General features: G+C 45.9%; 13 protein-coding genes. 6 read left to right on the top strand and 7 right to left on the bottom strand.

Annotation, left to right across the window (positions count from 1 at the left end; all coding sequences use genetic code 11):
• Window positions 1-17: 17 nt before the first annotated feature.
• A complete protein-coding gene (locus L0665_RS10415) occupies window positions 18-5,300 on the bottom strand; it encodes a S8 family serine peptidase (protein ID WP_274925619.1) in 5,283 nt (1,760 codons plus the stop codon).
• A gap of 601 nt (window positions 5,301-5,901) precedes the next feature.
• On the opposite strand from L0665_RS10415, the gene L0665_RS10410 reads away from it, so the two are divergent.
• A complete protein-coding gene (locus L0665_RS10410; protein ID WP_274925618.1) occupies window positions 5,902-7,149 on the top strand; it encodes a hypothetical protein in 1,248 nt (415 codons plus the stop codon).
• 335 nt (window positions 7,150-7,484) lie between these two features.
• Complete coding sequence (locus tag L0665_RS10405; protein ID WP_274925617.1) at window positions 7,485-8,111, top strand: HEAT repeat domain-containing protein; 627 nt, start codon at window positions 7,485-7,487, stop codon at window positions 8,109-8,111.
• A gap of 744 nt (window positions 8,112-8,855) precedes the next feature.
• Here the strand turns inward: L0665_RS10405 and L0665_RS10400 are convergent.
• Window positions 8,856-9,278 carry a universal stress protein gene (locus L0665_RS10400; RefSeq protein WP_274925616.1) on the bottom strand — a complete coding sequence of 141 codons (423 nt, stop codon included), beginning with the start codon at window positions 9,276-9,278 and terminating at the stop codon, window positions 8,856-8,858.
• A 612-nt stretch (window positions 9,279-9,890) separates the two neighbouring features.
• Between L0665_RS10400 and L0665_RS10395 the strand changes: the two genes are divergently transcribed.
• On the top strand, window positions 9,891-11,327 hold the full coding sequence (locus tag L0665_RS10395; RefSeq protein ID WP_274925615.1) for a SulP family inorganic anion transporter: 1,437 nt from the start codon (window positions 9,891-9,893) through the stop codon (window positions 11,325-11,327).
• Window positions 11,328-11,439: 112 nt separating this feature from the next.
• On the opposite strand, the gene L0665_RS10390 is transcribed toward L0665_RS10395, so the two are convergent.
• Genes L0665_RS10390 through L0665_RS10375 form a run of 4 tightly spaced genes read right to left on the bottom strand, consistent with a single transcriptional unit; the run spans window position 11,440 to window position 15,632 of the window.
• Complete coding sequence (locus L0665_RS10390) at window positions 11,440-12,612, bottom strand: aconitase X catalytic domain-containing protein (protein ID WP_274925614.1); 1,173 nt, start codon at window positions 12,610-12,612, stop codon at window positions 11,440-11,442.
• Between the two features lie 6 nt (window positions 12,613-12,618).
• Window positions 12,619-13,860 (bottom strand): UbiD family decarboxylase, encoded by a 1,242-nt coding sequence (locus tag L0665_RS10385; protein WP_274925613.1) that lies wholly within the window; start codon window positions 13,858-13,860, stop codon window positions 12,619-12,621.
• A complete protein-coding gene (locus L0665_RS10380) occupies window positions 13,860-14,411 on the bottom strand; it encodes a UbiX family flavin prenyltransferase (protein ID WP_274925612.1) in 552 nt (183 codons plus the stop codon). Before L0665_RS10380 ends, L0665_RS10385 begins: the two co-directional genes overlap by 1 nt.
• A 15-nt stretch (window positions 14,412-14,426) precedes the next feature.
• The gene (locus tag L0665_RS10375) at window positions 14,427-15,632 is read right to left on the bottom strand and encodes an HD domain-containing protein (protein WP_274925611.1); all 1,206 of its coding nucleotides are present in this window, start codon (window positions 15,630-15,632) and stop codon (window positions 14,427-14,429) included.
• Between the two features lie 56 nt (window positions 15,633-15,688).
• Here L0665_RS10375 and cofD point away from each other — a divergent pair, with 56 nt between their 5' ends.
• From cofD to L0665_RS10360, 3 genes are read left to right on the top strand one after another with little or no spacing between them, the layout of a single operon-like run.
• The gene (cofD, locus tag L0665_RS10370; RefSeq protein WP_274925610.1) at window positions 15,689-16,594 is read left to right on the top strand and encodes a 2-phospho-L-lactate transferase; all 906 of its coding nucleotides are present in this window, start codon (window positions 15,689-15,691) and stop codon (window positions 16,592-16,594) included.
• A 13-nt stretch (window positions 16,595-16,607) separates the two neighbouring features.
• Window positions 16,608-17,612, top strand: coding sequence for a DUF7544 domain-containing protein (locus L0665_RS10365; RefSeq protein ID WP_274925609.1), 1,005 nt, complete (start codon window positions 16,608-16,610; stop codon window positions 17,610-17,612).
• Entirely contained in the window at window positions 17,609-18,499 is an 891-nt protein-coding gene (locus L0665_RS10360; protein ID WP_274925608.1) for a 2-phospho-L-lactate transferase CofD family protein, read from the top strand. The genes L0665_RS10365 and L0665_RS10360 overlap by 4 nt, the downstream gene beginning before the upstream one ends.
• 30 nt (window positions 18,500-18,529) lie before the next feature.
• Here L0665_RS10360 and L0665_RS10355 read toward each other — a convergent pair whose 3' ends face one another.
• On the bottom strand, window positions 18,530-19,702 hold the full coding sequence (locus tag L0665_RS10355; protein ID WP_274925607.1) for a hypothetical protein: 1,173 nt from the start codon (window positions 19,700-19,702) through the stop codon (window positions 18,530-18,532).
• Window positions 19,703-19,707: the final 5 nt, after the last annotated feature.

Here is a 19,707-nt window from a genome sequence, read left to right as displayed (position 1 = left end):
TAAACCACTCCATAAAATTAGAGGATATTGAAGTATTCATCCCTCAATTCCACATTATACTGGGCGATAAACATTGCATCACCCACGTCCACATGGCTGTTCTTTGTGACATCTGTCTGTAAGAGACGTGTACCGATTGTTGGTTTATCTGTGTCAAGACCAACAACCCATTTAAGCACTTTCAGGGTATCTGCCTGACTTACAACGCCGTCATCATTCGCATCTCCATAGAGAAGGAGTGTTGCACTGCCGTCAGTGACAGTGACAGGCACAGCGAAACCATTTATGTCCCATAATTCTGCTGCATTCGAAATCGTAAGAAGCGTCTCATCATCGGTGCTTCCGATAACATCTATTACAAGGGTGGCAATGGTCACACTGCCGCTTACACCGCTCGTCTGGGCACCATTAAAGATCACATACCCATCCTGCAGATTTACCCCGGTCAGATCAACATCTCCTGAAACAACATTTGAAACGTCGATTACGGAAGCATTGTAGCTGAAGGTCATCTGATAGGCTGCAAGGTCTGCACCATCCTCCACAACAATGGGTATTTCCAGGCTTGTACCCGGAACAAACACACTATTCTGGGGCAGCACAATTGATGCCGGTGCTTCAGCATAGGAAATGAGATTTCGTGTATCCTCATTGTTTGTGTATGACGTCTCATAATCGGTCACATGACCAGGGTTGACCGCGGCAGAAATCTCATATGTACCTGTTGAAAGGGTGCCATTCCTCCAGATAGTGGTGGATTCACCGGCTTCAAGAGCAGCGATTGCAATTGGGGGTTCATCCGGAGTGCCGGTGATATAATAACTCAGGGTTGTTGCCACACTTGCGACATCCCCTGCGTTTGTAACCTTCACACCGATTGGTGTTACAACAAACTGAGTCGTTGCTGCAGGTGTGATTACCTCTGTTACCAAATCAGGGGCTGTGATCCTCAGATTGTGGTTATAGACATTGTTGTCATAGCGGAGTTCTTCTACTGCCCGAGGTTCAGGATTTACAGTTACTTTCACCGTTTTATCCTGTGGAAAACTGGTTGTTTCAGGATCAATTCCATACGTCTCAGCATCTTCATCCACGTTGAGGTAGAGCACTTCTGCAGTTTCCCCTATCAGAACGCTGTGACTGAACGATGTTTCTTTTTTATAACTGGCAACTTCCGCTACCACCTGAACATTTATGCCGCTATCAATATAATCAGCAGTCCCTACATTTTTCACAAGAAGACCAAGGTTATCCACACGGATACTGTCATCACGGTTAATCTTGACTACATCTGGTGCATCCACACTTGGCACGAAATCAGGCAATTCTCCTGCAACCGGCATGAAATACCCATATCCTGAGGAAATAAGCATATCATCATAGATGCAGACAACCTGATAATCCACTGAACTGGAACTGCCGAGTTCTTCCCGGTATGCCTGCTCTGCAGATGTCGGTGCAACAAACGTCAGAATCAACTGACCATTGGTGTCTGTGGACCCGGTATACACCTGACTGTATGGATCCGGATATTCTCCCAGATAAGTCCAGATATTTTCTTCTCTTGGATCTCCATATACCCCATATGAATACAAATCATATCCTGCTCCGGCACCCAGTTTAAAGAGTACCTTTGCACCCTGGACAGGATTTCCATTATGATCCATGAGCGTGAAGGTTACCGGAACAGATTGGCCCAGGAGCAGATCATCCATGATTGGATATGTCAGGGTATATGATGTGTCTGTGAATGTTGTGCCTGAATACTGTAGATTTCCCTCAACCGGGTTCAGCAGATTAAATTCAGCCGTGTAATATCCCTTTTCGGGCACTTCCACAGATTTACTGTATGTTCCATCAAACGCCACTGTTGAAGCATCGAATGTGCCGGAAGAGGAGAAATATGCTCCCAGCTTATCAAAGGTAAATATCCCTTTTTCCTGGATGGATTCATCATCAGGACCATTGCTGGCAATGGTTATCGTGCGTGTATCATTGTCTGCCACAACCGAGATAGTACGGCTTACCGTATCCGCGTATAGGTAGGAATGATACGACGGAACCACTGGTTCAAAGGCAATCAGATCTGCTAATATTCTTGAACCCGATTCAGGATATAACGGAGATGCCCTATCATATATATTACCATAAATATCCACACCGCCGGTCACTGCAAGGTATTCATAGCCCGCATCATCCGTCTCACCTGGAGTGAGGGTAAAGATGCACGTACCATCCGTTCCGGTGGTGGCGCTTAATGCACCATCTCTGGTGTAGAGATAGACAGTTCGGTCTGAAGCAGGTTCTCCGACATAAGAATTCGTAGCCTCATCAAGGGCATAGGTATACACAGTGAAGCCAAGTGATGCCTCATCTGCAGGAACAACTTCATATTCTTCCTGATCCCATGTTGCAGACCATTCTGATGAAGTTCTACTGAGGTAGGTCAATTCACTGTACGGAATCTCAAAATAACTCTCAGTGGTGCTGTGCTGTATCCACGGTGTTAGTTCACCATATACCAGAGCCGCACTCTCATAAGAATACGGTGTAAGCGGTGTTGTAACATACACCAATGCAAGATATGCATCCTCCGGCATGGTAAGATGATAGACACCAATACCACTGTTCATCGCGAAATTTTCAGAATATTCATTTTCATCCATACCCTGAATTTCAGCTTCCAATTCTGCAAGAGATGTGATTTCTTCTCCTAGGAGCAGATTGCGTTCTTCTGTCGTGAGGGAATTTACCAGAGTCTCAGTGAATGTCACCACCGTGGCAGTAGCTGTAGTACTGGCAGAGTTCCCGTAATGACCGGATGTAATGACTGCACTGATGTCAATTGAAGAACCCGGACTGCAAATTGATTTTTCCGGAGAAATCATTAATTCATAATAGTCATAGTCCTCGGAATTGACGTTTAACGAACCGACATTCACATCATCCAGATAAATGGAATTGTATCCATACTCATCTGCAGCACCAGGAATTGCGCTGAGATTCAGTTCTGTCGCCACTACTCCGGCAACCGGGGAAATCGTCTCGGTATACACATCTGACCCAGAGTTGTTAAGTGTCAATACCACGGCATCTGTGTATGGTGTCCCAATGGGATTGAGTAACGGATACTTAATGAGCACGGTGTCATTCGGTGCTGCCCTGTACCACCCATTACGATAGACAAAGTCACCGACTGAATGTTCCGAAGGAACTGTCTTGAAATGATACTCATTAATTACATGATCATTCCAGGCAATACGTAACATCAGGGACGTCTCATCCTCATACCCTGAAAGATCCATTGTTGTCAGGGCATTTCCTGATGAATCTGTATCTACCGTCTTGTTCACATAGTCATAGGGAAGACCATACGAGTTTCTCCGGACAGAAAATTCGATTTCTTCACCTGCCATCGGTACGCCACCGGTGACATTCCATGCGACTGCGGTAACAGGCAGCACATCACCATAGACATCATAACCTTCTGATACTGCACCGCCAAAGAGTTCATAAACAACACCATCACCAATCGGGGTGTTCCCAAGACCACCTGTTACATTGACAGCTTCATAGGCGCTCACTCGTCCGGCACCATACGCATTGTTCATCACCATTGTGTCATGAACAGCACCATTCTCATCGATGTGAACTGCAGAAGACATCAGGGCGTCTTTAATTTCATCAGGAGACAGACTGCTGTTTCCTGCAAGCATCAGGGCTGCTGCTCCTGCCACCGCAGGTGTCGACATCGATGTTCCGTCAAGGATTGCATATCCTCCATCCATATATGAAGAGATGATGCCTACGCCCGGAGCAACAACATCAGGTTTGACATAGGGATCATCTGAGTCCACCGGGCCCATACTGCTGAATGTCGCCAGATAGTCCATCATGTACTCGGTGGCACCAACGGTGATGACATCCTCTGCGGTACCCGGGGTTCCGATTGTACCGAGGCCATATTCACCATCGTTTCCGGCGGAGACAACAACAGTTATACCCTGCTCCACGAGGTTGTTCAGCGCTAATGAAAAGGCGTCTTGCCCATTAGACTGATAACATACTGCAATGCGGATTTTTTCAATATCAACGCTCTCATTGACATTGTTTGTCAGTGTCGCTTTCCAGTCGCCCCTCCATGCACCTGCATTGTCTGCATACGGTGCTTTGAAGTAGTAGATATTCGAAGGGGTGTCAAATCCAAGCCAGTCGATTGCACTGCCTGTGGCAGTGTCGCCGTTTGCGTCAGTTACTGCAAAGGTCAGATTACCACCACTGATAATCTCATCGATAGCCGAACTGTCAGCATACACAGCACCAACAATAAACTGTGGTTCCCAGGATACATTATATGATGAAGCTGTTTCGATGACTACATCTACAGACGAATTCCCACCAAGAGTCCCAACAATTTCTTCATCAGAAAAGTCATCTTCCCACGGCCCCACAAAACTTCCAAGACTCATGGAGATGATGTCTGCCCCATTGTCAACCGACCACTCTACACCTTTCAGAATATCTGAATTATATCCGCTGCCTGCTGAGTTGAGAACCTTCGCACCCATCAGGTTTGCACCGGGTGCAACTCCCAGCGTCACATCAATCAGATCTCCATTATAATAGGTAGTTTCCACCGCACCTCCGGCAGATATGCCAGCACAGTGGGAGCCATGACCATTGTCATCATATGGTGTTTCATTGTTACCATTGACAAAATCAGCCCAGGCAACAATCCGGTCGCCAAAGGCAGGATGGTCGCCGTCAATACCAGTGTCAACAATAGAGATACTGACTCCGGCACCAAGATTTCCGGTATCCCAAACAGATGGTGCATTAATATAATCTGCACTCCAGACCACACCAGTCTCTTCTGTTGAATCCTCAATGTAATCAGGAGAGACCTCATTCATCGTCTCAACTACCGGGTCAGTCACTGTCACGATGAAATCACGTTCGATATGATCTACGCCGGGCAGCGAGGCAAGCCTGTCCAGATCTGACGGATATGCCTCCACACGAATGGCATTTACAATCCAGAATGACTGTGCAGTCTCTGCAGCATAGGAATCAATTCCGGCAAGCGAATTCATTGCCATTTCCTGCTGTGACACAGCAGTAGTTTTCATCGTCTGTACAGACATAGTCCCGGTTGGCTGGTCACTCATGACCAGAAATACCGGGATACGTTCCCCACCACCCTCCTCGGGGGGGTCTACAATCACATATTCGCCAGTTCCATCACCGTCAAATTGCGCTGCTGACGCGGACGCAATAAGAACGAGTAATGCAAAAGACACAAAAATGCATTTTTTCACAAATGAATCCATAAATCTACCTCTCAGTAAATACTAATGAAAACGTTAGGTAAATATAATAAATTTGCCATCCCAAGCATATTTTTTTTGATTTGCATACCAGTAATGTTCACACATCTAATTGGAGTTTAAAACAATTCATTTCATTCATTTAACATTATTTTCGCCACTAAAATGGATTTTTTGATTGATTTAGCCCGATTTTTTAGAGAAAACTATACTATATATAGTTTTGTAATTCGGCAGATTACGTACTGAATTAGTCAGTGACGGAAAATCCGCACATATATCCTGTAAATTTCAATCAGACAATTTCACGATGAATAAAAATGACACCAAAATGTGTGGATCTAATTCCTGCATTGCAGTAGTGCATACATAATTCAACCCGACATAAGAAAATCCCAAACATACCATTTTAGGATAAATCAGTAGAAATACATCCATTTTAACACAATATATCAACAAATTGTGGAAAAATATGGGCGATAAAATCGTGTCGGTATCCAGGAAATCAGAGATTAAAGAAACGCACGACAGCAGTTACATATCATATTACTGAAAATATTTACCCGGTAATCGCATGACGCAAAAAATTTACAGAACATTTCTGTGTATTCTGGCTCTTGCATTTATTGCGGGTGGAGTACAGGCACTTTCAATAACCGCAGGACCAGACCAGATACAGGAAGGGGGACAAATAACCGTAACGATTCAGGGACTTGAAGACAGCAGCTCTTATTCCATGCATATTGGTGCGGAAATTGCCCCAGATGAGAATCTGGAATTTGCATTCTCATCCAATAATCTGAATATGCCCTTTGCTCTCTCTGACACAACAGTCACACTTCAGGCAGAATCAGTAGTATGGGCGAAATTCAGATACCAGCAGGACCCTGAAAACCCAATCAAAAGTCTCCAGTTCTGGAGTGATGAACACCCGGCACCCGGTGGGATAATTAGCGATCAGGAAAGTTTGGGACAGATCAACGAGGGATCTGAGATATCCATGCTTGAGATATCAGGAAAAGCCATTGAGGATACAAACCAGGTTTCCGTTTCATTTGAACTGGATGGAATAAAATCAGGAGATGACGACTCAACAATCTCGTACACTATTAACGATATGGAACAGGGAACAGTCAGCATTATTGTATCAGTTGACGGAACTGAAGCATTAAATCAAAAAATACAGGTCGGGGATGTAATCCCAACAACTGTTCCTACACAGTCACCATCAGGAAGCAGCGATGACAGTGACGATTATTCACCAAACCCCACAGCAACCCCGGACACCGACCTCTCTATATCTTCAAGTGATGGATATGCAACGCTCAATGCACTGAGAGAAACTGTTTCCGGTGCAGAGATTGAAGATGCCCTTATTATGAAAAACTCCCATCCTAAGGACATACCGGATGAATGGGAACTGGTTTACGGCGCATATATCATATCACCTGAATCACTCAGATTCAGTGAACCTGCTGAATTTGCAATTACCGGTGATGACAGCATGAAGACAAATGCACGGTTTATTGCTGAGTACAAAGACGAAACATGGACCATGCTCCCCACAGAACTGAGAGGGGATGCACTTGTTGCAGAAATATCAGAATCCGGCTCCTATGCACTTATGACCTTTGGGAATACGGAATCCGTTCCGGAAGCAACTGTTTCTCAACAAACACCGAGTTCTACTGATGCACCTGCAGCAACACCTGCATCTCCGGAACCTTCGTCACCAACACCCACAACATCAGGGCTTCCCATGTGTGTAGGAATATTCACAGCACTTGGAGCACTGTTCGTTGTACAGAGGCTGAATAAATAAATTTCACTCAACTCCATTTTTTAAAACGATGGTTTCCACTATCTGTACATGACTACAGCAGCGGGCATAATTTGTACATACCAAAATCAACTGAATTCAAACCGTTGCATTATTCTCTTTTATCAGGGTATTATTTTTCATTCCTGGTTAATTTGTTTCCATTCATTAAGGCACCTAAATACTGCATATTTAAAGTAAAATCTGATTCCATACACACATATCAGGCATAATTATGAGTTTTCAAAACAAAAACACATTTTCCTGGAGAAACATCTCCATTTCACACCATCAATAACCTTTAAGTATCAGATTATCTCATTTGCGTTGGGGCTAAGATGCAAAATTCCGTTAAAACCACTGAAGAAGATAGTCTTTCTAAAGAAGATTATGAAAAAAACAGAAGAAAAAATATTCAAAAACTCATCGAATTCCTCACAAGCGATAGTTTAACATACAGATGGAAAGCGGCTGAGATATTGGGAAATCTGCACGCCAGTGAAGCCTTTGAACCCCTCATCGAAGCCCTTTCGGACGAATATGTTGACGTAAGCTGGATCGCTGCCAAATCACTGGGAAAAATTGGTGACAAACGGGCAATCCCCCCATTAATACACTGTCTTGACAGTGAGGAACAATGGCTGAGAAAAGGGGCAGCAACAGGACTTGGTATGCTTAAGGATAAACGGGCAGTTGTTCCTCTCATCAGACTATTGGAAGATAAAAAACCAAAAGTCAGAATTGCGGCCATAGAAGCACTGGTGCTAATTGGCGACGAACGTGCAGCAGTGCCCCTTTCCCGATGCCTGAAGGATATAGATAAAAAAGTGAAAACAAAAGCCGTGGATGCACTTGTGACTTTTGGAGGAGAAGAAACCCTTAAAGCACTCAAAGAGTCTCGTGGCGACCCAGATATCAGGGAAAAAGTTGATATGGCAATGAAACGAATCGAGAGCAAAGATTAAATTAGGACCTTGGATAAATCCTCTGATAAAAATAGAGACAAGTCTCGTGTACCTTTACGTTCCTCCTAAAACAGTTCCATTACTATTTAGAACAGACATTTCAAAATTACGAAAATATCTTTCATAACAGAGATCCTGTAGCTCATCAGGATTCAATTTCCGGCATGTAGCTTATTGGTTGTCTCCATCCTCCATATCTCAACCATGGAATCCATGTTCTTCTTCTGGATGACGGGCACCAGATGTGCTGTTATATTCCTCCTATAGCTACGAATCGATCATTTTTCGTCATTTTGAGCGAAGCTCTGGAATCTGAAGTCAAATATCATTTAAATAGCACATCCTGCGGCCCTGCGCCCCGGAAAAATGCACCCACACAGAAGCCCGGAGTGGGCAGTTCTCAGTTGAGACAACCAATACGTCCTCCCAAAATTTCTGTTAATATTGACCCCTCGGTAGCTCGTAATTAATCGTCATTTAACGAAATAACCTGCAAAATTGCCGTATTTTTCCGGCAATAAATGTGAACGAAAAATACGCCCATTTCACAGCCCAATTCCCCAACACAGGGATTTAAAAAGGAGAGATTAGGGGATTTCTCAGCTGGATGCTCATTGAGGAGAGGATCTTCATAAAGCAGGTCCCACAATTTATTGCCTTTCCCGTCAGGTATGAATTGTGACATCTGGTTCCTTCGGGAATAGGTCGATGGGAACTACAAAGTCATTATAGCTTCGCGATAGTTCACTTTACAATCAAAACCGGACATTTTGCATGATACGTTACTTTCTGGCTAACGCTTCCCATAAATACCCCTTTAAGAGTACCAAGGCCACGACTGCCGATAACAATCAAATCGGCTGTTTCCTTTTCAGCAATTTCAATTATTTCAGCTGCAGGATCACCTATTGCAACCTTTAGTGTATATGCCAGACCGTCCTTTTCAAAAATATCTATAGTATGCTTTATTTCGGATTTTGCGTCCTCTTCAAGAAGGGAATGTACATCAAAATTTGCCTTCACCATTCTTGATTGTGACGGAGGATTATGTATGATATATACCAGAATCACATGGGATGATAATTCTCTGGCAAGACCTGCCGCCTCATTGGCCGCACGTCGTGCATTTTCAGAGCCGTCAGTTGCAAGTAGTATTTTTGTATACATGATATTTTTGCTCCGGTTAATTCCCTTCTAGGAATTCTGTAGGCAATATCCGGCACACTGTGCTTTATTGATATACCCGATATCCAGTCGAAGAGAGGATCATTTTGACATGTCTAAACCACAAAATGTCCAGGTTCATGCCACTCCACGAATTCGCGATAGAATATCATTTACCTCACATAAAGAAATAACGATCCACCGCATTCACTACGGAAATTAATACATTATTAGTTATCAAAACGTGCAGGACTGAGGCCTCACCAACGTTTATTATAAAGCATTTCAGTAGATCTGCATTATTTCCAGCACGATTCGATATTCAGAATCATCCCGGATTAATTATGAAATATGTGCCAGGTATTTGGGCATTATGATTTTTTTGGCTTCGAAATATTCTTTTTCCCCCTCGAAATTATTAACTATTTAGATGGCGATTATTATTGACATACGAGAAAAAACAGATCAGGGGATATTTTTAAAAATCCTTATGCCTGTTGTTAAAATTAAAACATGTTTTAAGAAAAATAGATTTTAAATTTAAATTTAAATGTCCCGCAAAATCCGATAAAATAGGCAAATATCCAATATTCAAATGAAACGGAGAAATAATTCTTGAACGCGCAAACAATAAAAGAAGAATGGCTTTCAAATATCAAGGGCGATGTCCTTGCCGGAATGACGGTAGCACTTGCGCTGATTCCTGAAGCAATTGCCTTTTCAATCATTGCCGGCGTTGACCCAATGGTCGGCCTGTATGCCTCATTCTGTATTGCAGTGGTAATATCGATTGCAGGTGGAAGACCAGGCATGATTTCGGCTGCGACAGGTTCGATGGCACTTGTCATGGTAGTTCTGGTGCGGGATTTCGGGCTTGAATATCTTCTTGCAGCAACCATTCTGACAGGAATAATACAATTTGCCCTTGGTCTTTTAAAAGTGGGACGATTTATTTCATTTATTCCATATTCAGTAGTGCTTGGCTTTGTAAATTCCCTTGCAATTCTGATATTCCTCGCCCAGATTCCATTTATTTTTGGCGCTTCACTCCCTGTTTATCTAATGACCGCAGCAACAATCGGAATTATCTGGTTTTTGCCCCGGTTTACAAGAGCAGTGCCAGCACCCCTTATTGCCATTATTGTTATGACGGCAATTGCCATTGGGACAGGGTTGACTGTCCTGACAGTAGGGGATTTAGGCACAATCACAAAAGCACTCCCCCTGTTTCATCTTCCAATGGTGCCGTTAAGCATTGAAACACTGCTCATTATCCTTCCATATTCTGCAACACTTGTTATCGTAGGCCTTCTTGAATCACTTCTTACCGCATCAATTATTGATGAAATGACGGGCACGAAAAGTAATAAAAACCGGGAAGTGAAAGGGCAGGGTATTGCAAATTTCATCACCGGCTTTTTCGGAGGAATGGCCGGATGTGCAATGATTGGTCAGTCTGTCATTAATGTGACATCCGGAGGCAGAGGAAGGCTCTCTTCCATGACAGCAGGACTTTTCCTGATATTTCTGATAATTGTTCTTGGCGATCTTGTGGCACAGATTCCCATGGCAGCACTTGTCGGGGTTATGGTAATGGTTGCAATCGGGACATTTGAATGGCAGTCAGTAAAAGATATTGCCAAAATACCAAAGAGCGATGCATTTGTTATGCTCACGACAATTGCCATTGTTGTTTACACCAATGACCTTGCAAAGGGTGTTTTAGCCGGTGTTGTCCTTGCTGCCCTTGCAATGGCGTGGAAAATGTCAGTCATTTCCGTTTCAGGCAAGGAAAAGGAAGACGGAGTTAAAATTTATACGGTAAAAGGACAGTTGTTCTTCGGAACAATGGCAGCATTCATTGACCTTTTTGATTATACCAATGATCCCGATAAAATTGAGATAGACTTTCAAAATTCCCATATCTGGGATCAGTCTGCCGTTGAGGCAATCGCGAGAGTAATCGACAAATATCAGCAGGAAAAAAAGTCGGTTTATGTCACCGGCCTTGATGTTGAAAGCCAGAATACACTCGACAAGGGATTCTCCTAAAAAAAGGATCAGGACAGAACATCTCCTTTATTCTCCGCCCCCATCCAAATTTATTTCAATCATATGCTATTTTGATTGTTCGCACAAATAAGTGAAAAATGAGTGCAAAGGGTTATTCACCCAGTGCAGCAGCAATACACTCTTCGGTGGAACCAAGAACTGCTTCTGCACCACACATATTCGGCACATATGCAAATGCCTTCCCGGAATTGACCATAATTGAACCAAAATGATCCATTCCGGGCGAGACAACGATACAGGTGTCCTCCCATACCTTTGCACCCGACATCTCAATTGTTCCCACAAGATTGGGATGAGCCTGTGCCACACCTCTTGCAGCAAAAATGTAGAGCGGTTTTGTCACCGTTTTTCCTTTCAGAAGTCCTGCAATCTCCTCCAGTTCCTCCTCTGAACAGTGTGGACATCCGATTGCCACGGCATCAACAGTCCGTTCCTCAAATATTGCCTCAATCTCATCCCCGGTGATGGTAATAGTTTCAAGGGCGGAGATATCTATCCCACGTTCCTGCAACACACGGGAATCGGGCGTGATATCTTCAACATGATAGAGTGCCACCGCACCACTGGCAGCCATTGCAGCCCCAAGTGCCTTCAGCTGGTCTCGGTTCGGCCGTAATCCATAAAAAAACGGCACACGATTTCCCGCCTCCTTTCCGGCAAGATACCCAATAGCCCCATAATGACTGGCATGAAGAGTCTCATCCGCTTCAACCCGGAATGCCACCTGCGGCATCCTGTTCTCCCAGAGATGCAGGCCATAATAGGGGGTTTTCCCAATAATTGCAGCAGCAAGGGCAGACGGGCCTCCTTCACGATTTGTCCGTGCACCAATGACAGAATTCGCATAACAGACGGCAGACGACTCTGACCATGCAATATGATCTCCATAAGAAGTCCGGTTGATGTAATACGGTGTGCAGGTACACTCCAGTTTTACCCCAAGCCGGCGGTACGCATCCAGAACAGCGTGCTGTTTTTCCGCAAAATCAGATGGAATACCCATCTCCTGCCAGCGTTCCCGCGGCATCCCGATTGGGTTTAATACGGAAGGCACAGCTACCCGTGCATCAAGACTTCGCAGCCATTCAAGCCCCCATTTTCCTATTGTCTTATATGATGCACCAGCCACCTGTGCACTGGTGATTGGCACAAACTTCTCTGCCCCAAATACCTTACCCAGAGCAACGAGAATCTCCATCATCTTCCTGCGGGTTTCGCCATATTCACCCGCAAGAACCTTTTCATCATCTGAATCAAGGTACATTATATATTAGTCCCATTCAGCTCTGATAAACTTCTCTTCTTCGCCCATGACCATTGTTGCGTCAATTCCCATCTTCACATTGGTCCCGTCACCAATACGGCAGGGGTCAAGAGAGGAACCACGGACTCCTTCTATAATCATCACATCGCGATCCGCACGCACGCGGGTTGCAATGGCATACTCCACATCTTCCATGCAGAACGGATTGATGTCCTCGTCAACCACGACAACATGTTTCAGGGATGTATGAGCAGCAAAAGCCGCCATGATTGCATTTTTGGCATCACCCTGCGTGCTCTTTTTAATCTGGACAATACCGTGCAGATACCCACATCCACCGGTTGTGAGAACCACATTTCTCACCCGGGTCACTCCGGCAACCGCCTGGAAAATTTTTGGTTCATAGGGCATACCCATCAGGATTTTGTGCTCATTCCCTGCAGGAAGAATCCCATGATAGATGGCATCATACTTCATATGCATCCCAGTCAGTTCAATGACCGGGCCCTGCCTGACAGGATCATAGGTGCCAGTGATATCCACAAAAGGACCTTCTTCGGTGGTTTCACTGCCAATATACCCTTCCAGAACAATCTCAGCATCCGGGACACGCACACCATGTGAACAGGTATTCAGTTCAATTTCGCCTCCCAGGAGTTCTGCAGCATATTGCATCTCCTTTCCCTGTGGCACTCTGGTGCATGATGCAAAGGTCACCGCCGGATGCGTACCGATGGTTATTGCAACCGGCAGGCGTTCACCATCTGCAAGCGCATCCTGAAGAAGAGAGTGCGTATGCCTCCCTTCCACCAACCGGGCCGCAAGCCGATTATTATCTACGACCTGCATGCGGTGAATAGATGCATTCTCCACACCACCATATTGCGAAAAAACAACCGCTGACGTCAGGTATCTCCCTGCGTCAAGGGGAAAATGTTTCATCACCGGAAGGACACTCAAATCAGGTGTGCCCATCTTCAGGCGGGATCCTTCCGTAACCTCTCCATTCTGTCCGGTTGCTGCCAGGTGTGGAACTATATCAGGTTCAGGAATTCCCAGTGCACAGGATAATGACGCACGTGATGCAGTCACATTCATCACACCCTTTTTGTCGCCGTCCAGTTTATGGAAGAAGAGCAGATCATCAGTCTCACAGGCCCGTTTAGGGGCTTCAAATACTGTTGAACAGGGATCTTCAATATCAATGACCCGGCCTTCTTCCCGCATTTTTTCAATAAAATTTCGCATTAGTATTCACCACTCCATCGTTTGCTTAGTGTATGGTCAATATTCAGATGATCAAGAACGCGGGCCACCACCATATCTATAAGATCCTCAATAGACTGCGGCCGTGTGTAAAATGCCGGGCTGATGACCATGATGGTTGCCCCTGCCTCATCAAGGGTGAGCATATTCTTCAGGTGAATCCGGGAGAGAGGCATCTCACGCGGCATCAGAATACATTTTCTCCCCTCTTTCAGGCAGACATCCGCGGTTCGGGTAATCAGATTATCCGAAAATCCGGATGCAATGGCAGCAAGTGTCTTCATGCTGCATGGGATGATTACCATCCCGTCATACCGGAAAGACCCACTTGCAAGATCGGCGAACATATTGTCATTGTCCGCATAGACAACATCAAACCCGGAAAAATCCACTCCTTCAAACTCTGCAATTTTGTGTGCAATATCCGAGATAATAAGATGCACTTCCGCTTTATCCTGGAGAACGTCCAGAAGGCGTCGTGCATACACCATCCCGCTTGCACCGGTAACTGCCACAACAAATTTTTTATTCATCTTTCAACGGCCTGCCTATAGTATTAGTCTGTCCTGCTTAGTTGGCTTTTTGATCGACAATATCCTGCCTGCTGCATCCGCAACAGCATTTTGCTGCCCGGGCAGGGTATAGATTCCCAGACGCCACTGCCCTCTCCGGGCTTTATTCAAAGCCGTCAGCAGGGGAGAGATTTCTTCAAGGGATTTTAGATCATAATGGTCCTCAACCCTGACACCCATCCGCATCTCGGATGGAAAGGCCGGAATGTCCACAAGAACAGTGGTCACATCAACCCCTGCCTCTGCAGCGATCTCTCCTGCAATTTCACGTGACCGAACAACTGAGATCCCCTGACGGTATCCCTCTGCATTGACCTGGTCCTGACCCACATAGATTGCACGTTTGTAGAGATGGCGGTCAAGAATTCGTTGTGTCAGGGTAACAGCTTCATCTGAAGGTGAGGAAAGAAGCGCAGCAATAAAGGAAAAATCATTCATCCGCACCATTTCATGGTATGCCCCCTCTCCCACTGCAGTGGCATGCTCCAGACCTGCTAACAGAATCATTGACTCTGCAATCCGTGACACATGATGATAATACACAGAGGGACGCATGAGTGTCCGTGCAAGAAGCAGAGACTCTGCGGAATGGATCCCGCTTTCCCGGAGATACAAGCCATATTCATCATTTATTGCAATACTGTGAATCAACCGATCAGGATCTACCGTCCCGTATGGCACGCCGGTGTAATGTGCATCGCGCATCAGGTAATCCATCCGGTCAACATCGAGATCTCCATGTATGATTCCCGCATATCGGTGGGTGCCGTTCACCATCGCCGCAATCTCATTCGGATCTAATCCTGCTCCGGAAAGTATGGGGGCCAGATCCTCAATCAGCAGGGGTGCTATGTCATCATGCCCTCTCCCACAGAATTCAGTAAGCAACGGTTCTGTTGCATGTGAAAATGGTCCATGCCCAATATCATGAAGAAGCGCAGCCGCTTCTGTGAGAAGACAGTCATCAGCATCTAAACCAAGTTCGCGGGCCATGCTGCCTGCCAGATACATCGTCCCGACAGAATGTTCAAACCGTGAATGATTTGCACCAGGATATACCAGATGGGAAAACCCAAGCTGCCGTACATACCGCAGGCGTTGAACATGGGGAGCATCCAGAAGGGGGAGGAGGTCATCAGATACACGGACATGACCGTGTACAGGGTCTTTTATTGTCTTCATCTCTGCTTCCGGTTAAGAATCAACATATATTTAGTGATAAAACTATTGTGTCATACATGATAACGTTCCTTTCCGGCGGAACCGGTACCCCGAAACTTATGCAGGGTTTCCGGACACTCATAGGAGACCATGATATGACAGTCGTTGTAAACACAGCAGAGGACATGTGGTTCTCCGGCAGTCACCTCTCACCAGACCTTGATACCGTAATGTATCTCTTTGCAAACCTCCTTGACACCAATCGGTGGTGGGGTATTGAAGATGATACCACAGTCACCAGTGATTTCCTGGAGAAGATAGGGTATCCTGAACCGGTTACCCTTGGGGATAAGGACCGCGCAGTCAACATTGCACGTGCAGAGATGCTCCGCGCGGGAATATCCCTCACAGAAGCAACCCGCCATCTATCTTCCCATCTTCAGTGTGATGCAACAATTCTCCCCATGTGTGACACTGAAGTGACAACGTGTATCCAGAGCGATGGCACGGAGATGCACTTCCAGGAATACTGGGTTGGCCAAAAGGGAGGTATCCCTGTTGACGCCGTTATCCGGAGATGCAGCGAAATACCCAAAGCAACAGAACAGGTATTAAAGGCAATCCGTGATGCTGATGCAGTTATCATCGGACCATCAAATCCTGTGACCAGTATCTCACCAATTCTTGAATGTGACGGAGTAAAAGACGCGCTCAAAGAACAGTTTGTAATAGTGATAAGCCCGTTTATTGGTGATGCGCCAGTGAGCGGGCCTGCTGCAGAACTGATGATGGCCTGGGGCATGGCACCTAACGGGCAGGCAACCTTTGATCTCTACCGGGAATTCACAAATATATTTGTTCAGGACATCCGTGACCCTGTCGCAATAGAAGGGGCTGTCCGTCTCGACACCCTCATGACAGACAAAGAAGTTACCCTGGCACTTGCAGAAAGCATTCAGCAAATCATTGACACGGAAAGATAGACTACAGGAATTCATGACACAGGAACACTTCGCATTTCGTGAGATTGATCGAGCTGTTGCCATGACAAAATCCATTCTCATTCCGTTTGACTTTGGAATCTGGCTTCGTCTGGCACTCATTGCCCTCTTTGTAGGAGGTGCAGCAGGTGGCGCACAGTTTTCATCAGGCACTCTTTCACCGGAAAATAGTGGAGACGGTCAATATCTCAGTTCTTTTATCCCACAGAACAATGATGCCCTTCTCTCATCCCTGCTTTTAATTGCAGGCATTCTTCTCTGCATTGGCCTCGTTTATCTCCTTTTGAACGGGATATTCCAGTTTATATTTGTTAAAGCACTGGGTGCAGGGAATATTCGGATACGAACATACTTCCGTGAAAGTACCGGGCCCGGCATCCAGTATTTTGCATTTCTTTTTTTTCTCTCAGCGCTCTTCTTTGGCATATGTCTGATACTTGCGTATCTCCTGTTTGCTCCCCTTCTGGGCACCATAAATTCGGATCCCGCACTGGCAGGAACAATTCTGATATTTGCCATACTGATGTTCATCCTCCTCGTTCCCTATCTCATCATCCTGATGCTGACAACGGATTTTGTTGTACCCATCATGAACATCGACCGGTGTGGTGTTATTGCAGGATGGCAACAGTGCCTGCATCTTTTTAGCACGGAAAAAACGGAGGCAGCAATCTATATTATTATGAAACTCATCCTCGCCATCTGCGTCAGTATCATCCTCTCCCTTGTGATGGTAGTCGTGGGGATTGGAGCAGGCATTCCCCTGATGGGAATCCTTATCGCCGCAGGCGGGCCACAAAACATATCTCTGGCTGCAATGGGACTTCTGTTCGCAGTATATCTTGCACTCGTTACCTTCTGCGGACTGATGGCAAGTGTCCCGTTTGTGACGTTTTTGCGCACCTATTCACTCTATGTCATCGGGGATTTCGATGAAAGATACACTCTTTTGCCGGATCTCCCCTCGCCTGACATGGAAAATATATCCGGAGTAGCATGATCACCTTCATATCAGCCGGGAGAAAATCTGCCCGCCTCATTGAAGGATTCCGTTCATTCATGGATGATTCAGCAATTTCTGTCATCACAACTGCTGCAGATGCAGAAGAATCACCATGCGGCTGTTTTGCCCGCGATCTTGACACGCTGACATTTCTCTTTGCAGGCATCCTCAACACCAAAACATGGCATGGCATCCAGGGAGATACCTGTACAACACATCGTGCCCTCATACGCCTCGGAACAGAAGAGCCACAACCAGTGGGAGACCAGGAACGTGCCCTGCACATCTCCCGGGCAGAGAGACTCAAAAAAGAATGCCTTACTGATGTGACCATTGCCATCAACCAGACATATGGAATTATGGCACACATTCTCCCGGCCTCCGAGACTATCGGCGGATGGTCCGTTACCACCCCGTCCGGACGAATGCCCCTCACCCGATACAGGACCACATATAGTGATGACACTCATGCATGTGCAATTCATGCCCCGCCAGACAGTATCCCTCATGCAAGCACAGAATCGATTGAAACAATCCGTAACAGTGATGTTGTGATCATCGGACCCGGCAGGCCGGTCACTGGCATCATGCCTGCATTAATGTGCAGAGGAATCGTGGAAGCCCTCAAAGAGGTCCCCGTCATTTCATTTGTCCCATTTACCGGAGAACGGAGCACGACACCTGAAATGAGAGCATATACCCCGGACGCCGTAGCCGAATGTCCTGCCTATGACCAGTTCACCGACCTTTATCTCATGGATGCCCGTGACCCTCTCGCCTTTGATGGTGCCCTCCATGTTGACACAAGGATGGGTTCACGCACCCGGCGAGAGTCAGTCGCATGGGACATAATGGCACTTGCAGAAGGTCTGAAAAAAGAGTGAAATAATTCGGTTCCTATTTTTTTTGTGCCATTAATTCCCAATTCCGGAGAATGCTTCAGATACATTCTGGATTATATCAGCAAAACTCCAGAATCCGTCAATAATGACCTGGAAAAATGTAATGGTTCCTCCGACATCAATCCCGCCAAAGCCATCTTCCCCCCCGGAATCCATGAAATCCGGCAGCGATAATGTCTGAGTGGCAGGAACTGAAGTTACATCCAAAGAAGAACGGGAGCTGGTTACACCAGGTGTGTAGCCCCTCAGTGTCAGTCCTGCCTCCGTATACATATCCGCAAGATATACCATTGCCTCATCGGCTTTTTTATAGGCATCTTCTGCATACTGCTGTGCACCGGCATCATCCCCGGAGGTCTTTTTCTCTTCTGCCAGGACAAGAAGCATCTCAGCGTTATCACGGTATGAGAGAACAATGAGAATTCCCTGTTCATCAACCCCGCCGGCATTTTCGTACTCTGCTATCGCAGGTTCAATCGCTGCTATCATCTCACGGGCATCCAGGAAATAGTCCTGTGTTACAGAGTCGGTAAGTGTTGTCCATTCAGCAGTGAGGAGAATCTGTGCTTTTGAAAGAGCAGTATAAGCACTCTGTATATCCATCTCACGGGAGGCTTCAATAAGATCACGGACATCAGCTGCTACCTCTTCTGCTGCCGATGTGTCAGTTCCTGCACGATATGCAGCATTGATCTCTTCTTCAAAACGGAAGAGATCATTCTCTGTTTCTGTCCGCATTGCATCCACTTCCGCCAGATCAATGATGGTAATATTTTTAGAGACAGAATCAAGAATGGTTGAACCATCCCCGGCAATGTGTCCAAGAGAGAGAACTTCTGCCACACCGGAACCAGCCAGGTAATCGGGCACAACCCCTTCAAGGTGAACCTGCAGTTTCGTTACTGACGAACCCGGATTATACAACTCAAAACCGGTTACCGTCAGATACCGACCACTCCGGGAACCAAGAGGCATCTCACGGCCATCTTCAATGATAACCGCATCCCACGATGCAGACCCAAGATCAGTATACGCTGTAATATACTCACTCATCGAAGAAACGTCATAGATAATTTCTATATCCGCAGAAACCGTGTCCCCCAGTACTGCCTGTTCATCCGGCTCAAGGGAAGGACCGGCAGTAACGGTAAAAGCGGCTCCGGGAAGTATACAAAACCAGCACACAATCA

Origin of the sequence: Methanogenium marinum, from assembly GCF_028912405.1 — an archaeon.
Classification (GTDB): Archaea; Halobacteriota; Methanomicrobia; order Methanomicrobiales; family Methanomicrobiaceae; genus Methanogenium; species Methanogenium marinum.
This window is presented reverse-complemented; position numbering and strand designations above follow the sequence as displayed.

Bases quoted from the DNA above. Each gene is read 5' to 3' on its own strand.
- L0665_RS10410 (WP_274925618.1), top strand. From the start codon at position 5,902: ATGACGCAAAAAATTTACAGAACATTTCTGTGTATTCTGGCTCTTGCA.
- L0665_RS10405 (WP_274925617.1), top strand. From the start codon at position 7,485: ATGCAAAATTCCGTTAAAACCACTGAAGAAGATAGTCTTTCTAAAGAA.
- L0665_RS10400 (WP_274925616.1), bottom strand. From the start codon at position 9,278: ATGTATACAAAAATACTACTTGCAACTGACGGCTCTGAAAATGCACGA.
- L0665_RS10390 (WP_274925614.1), bottom strand. From the start codon at position 12,612: ATGTACCTTGATTCAGATGATGAAAAGGTTCTTGCGGGTGAATATGGC.
- L0665_RS10385 (WP_274925613.1), bottom strand. From the start codon at position 13,860: ATGCGAAATTTTATTGAAAAAATGCGGGAAGAAGGCCGGGTCATTGAT.
- L0665_RS10380 (WP_274925612.1), bottom strand. From the start codon at position 14,411: ATGAATAAAAAATTTGTTGTGGCAGTTACCGGTGCAAGCGGGATGGTG.
- L0665_RS10375 (WP_274925611.1), bottom strand. From the start codon at position 15,632: ATGAAGACAATAAAAGACCCTGTACACGGTCATGTCCGTGTATCTGAT.
- cofD (WP_274925610.1), top strand. From the start codon at position 15,689: ATGATAACGTTCCTTTCCGGCGGAACCGGTACCCCGAAACTTATGCAG.
- L0665_RS10365 (WP_274925609.1), top strand. From the start codon at position 16,608: ATGACACAGGAACACTTCGCATTTCGTGAGATTGATCGAGCTGTTGCC.
- L0665_RS10360 (WP_274925608.1), top strand. From the start codon at position 17,609: ATGATCACCTTCATATCAGCCGGGAGAAAATCTGCCCGCCTCATTGAA.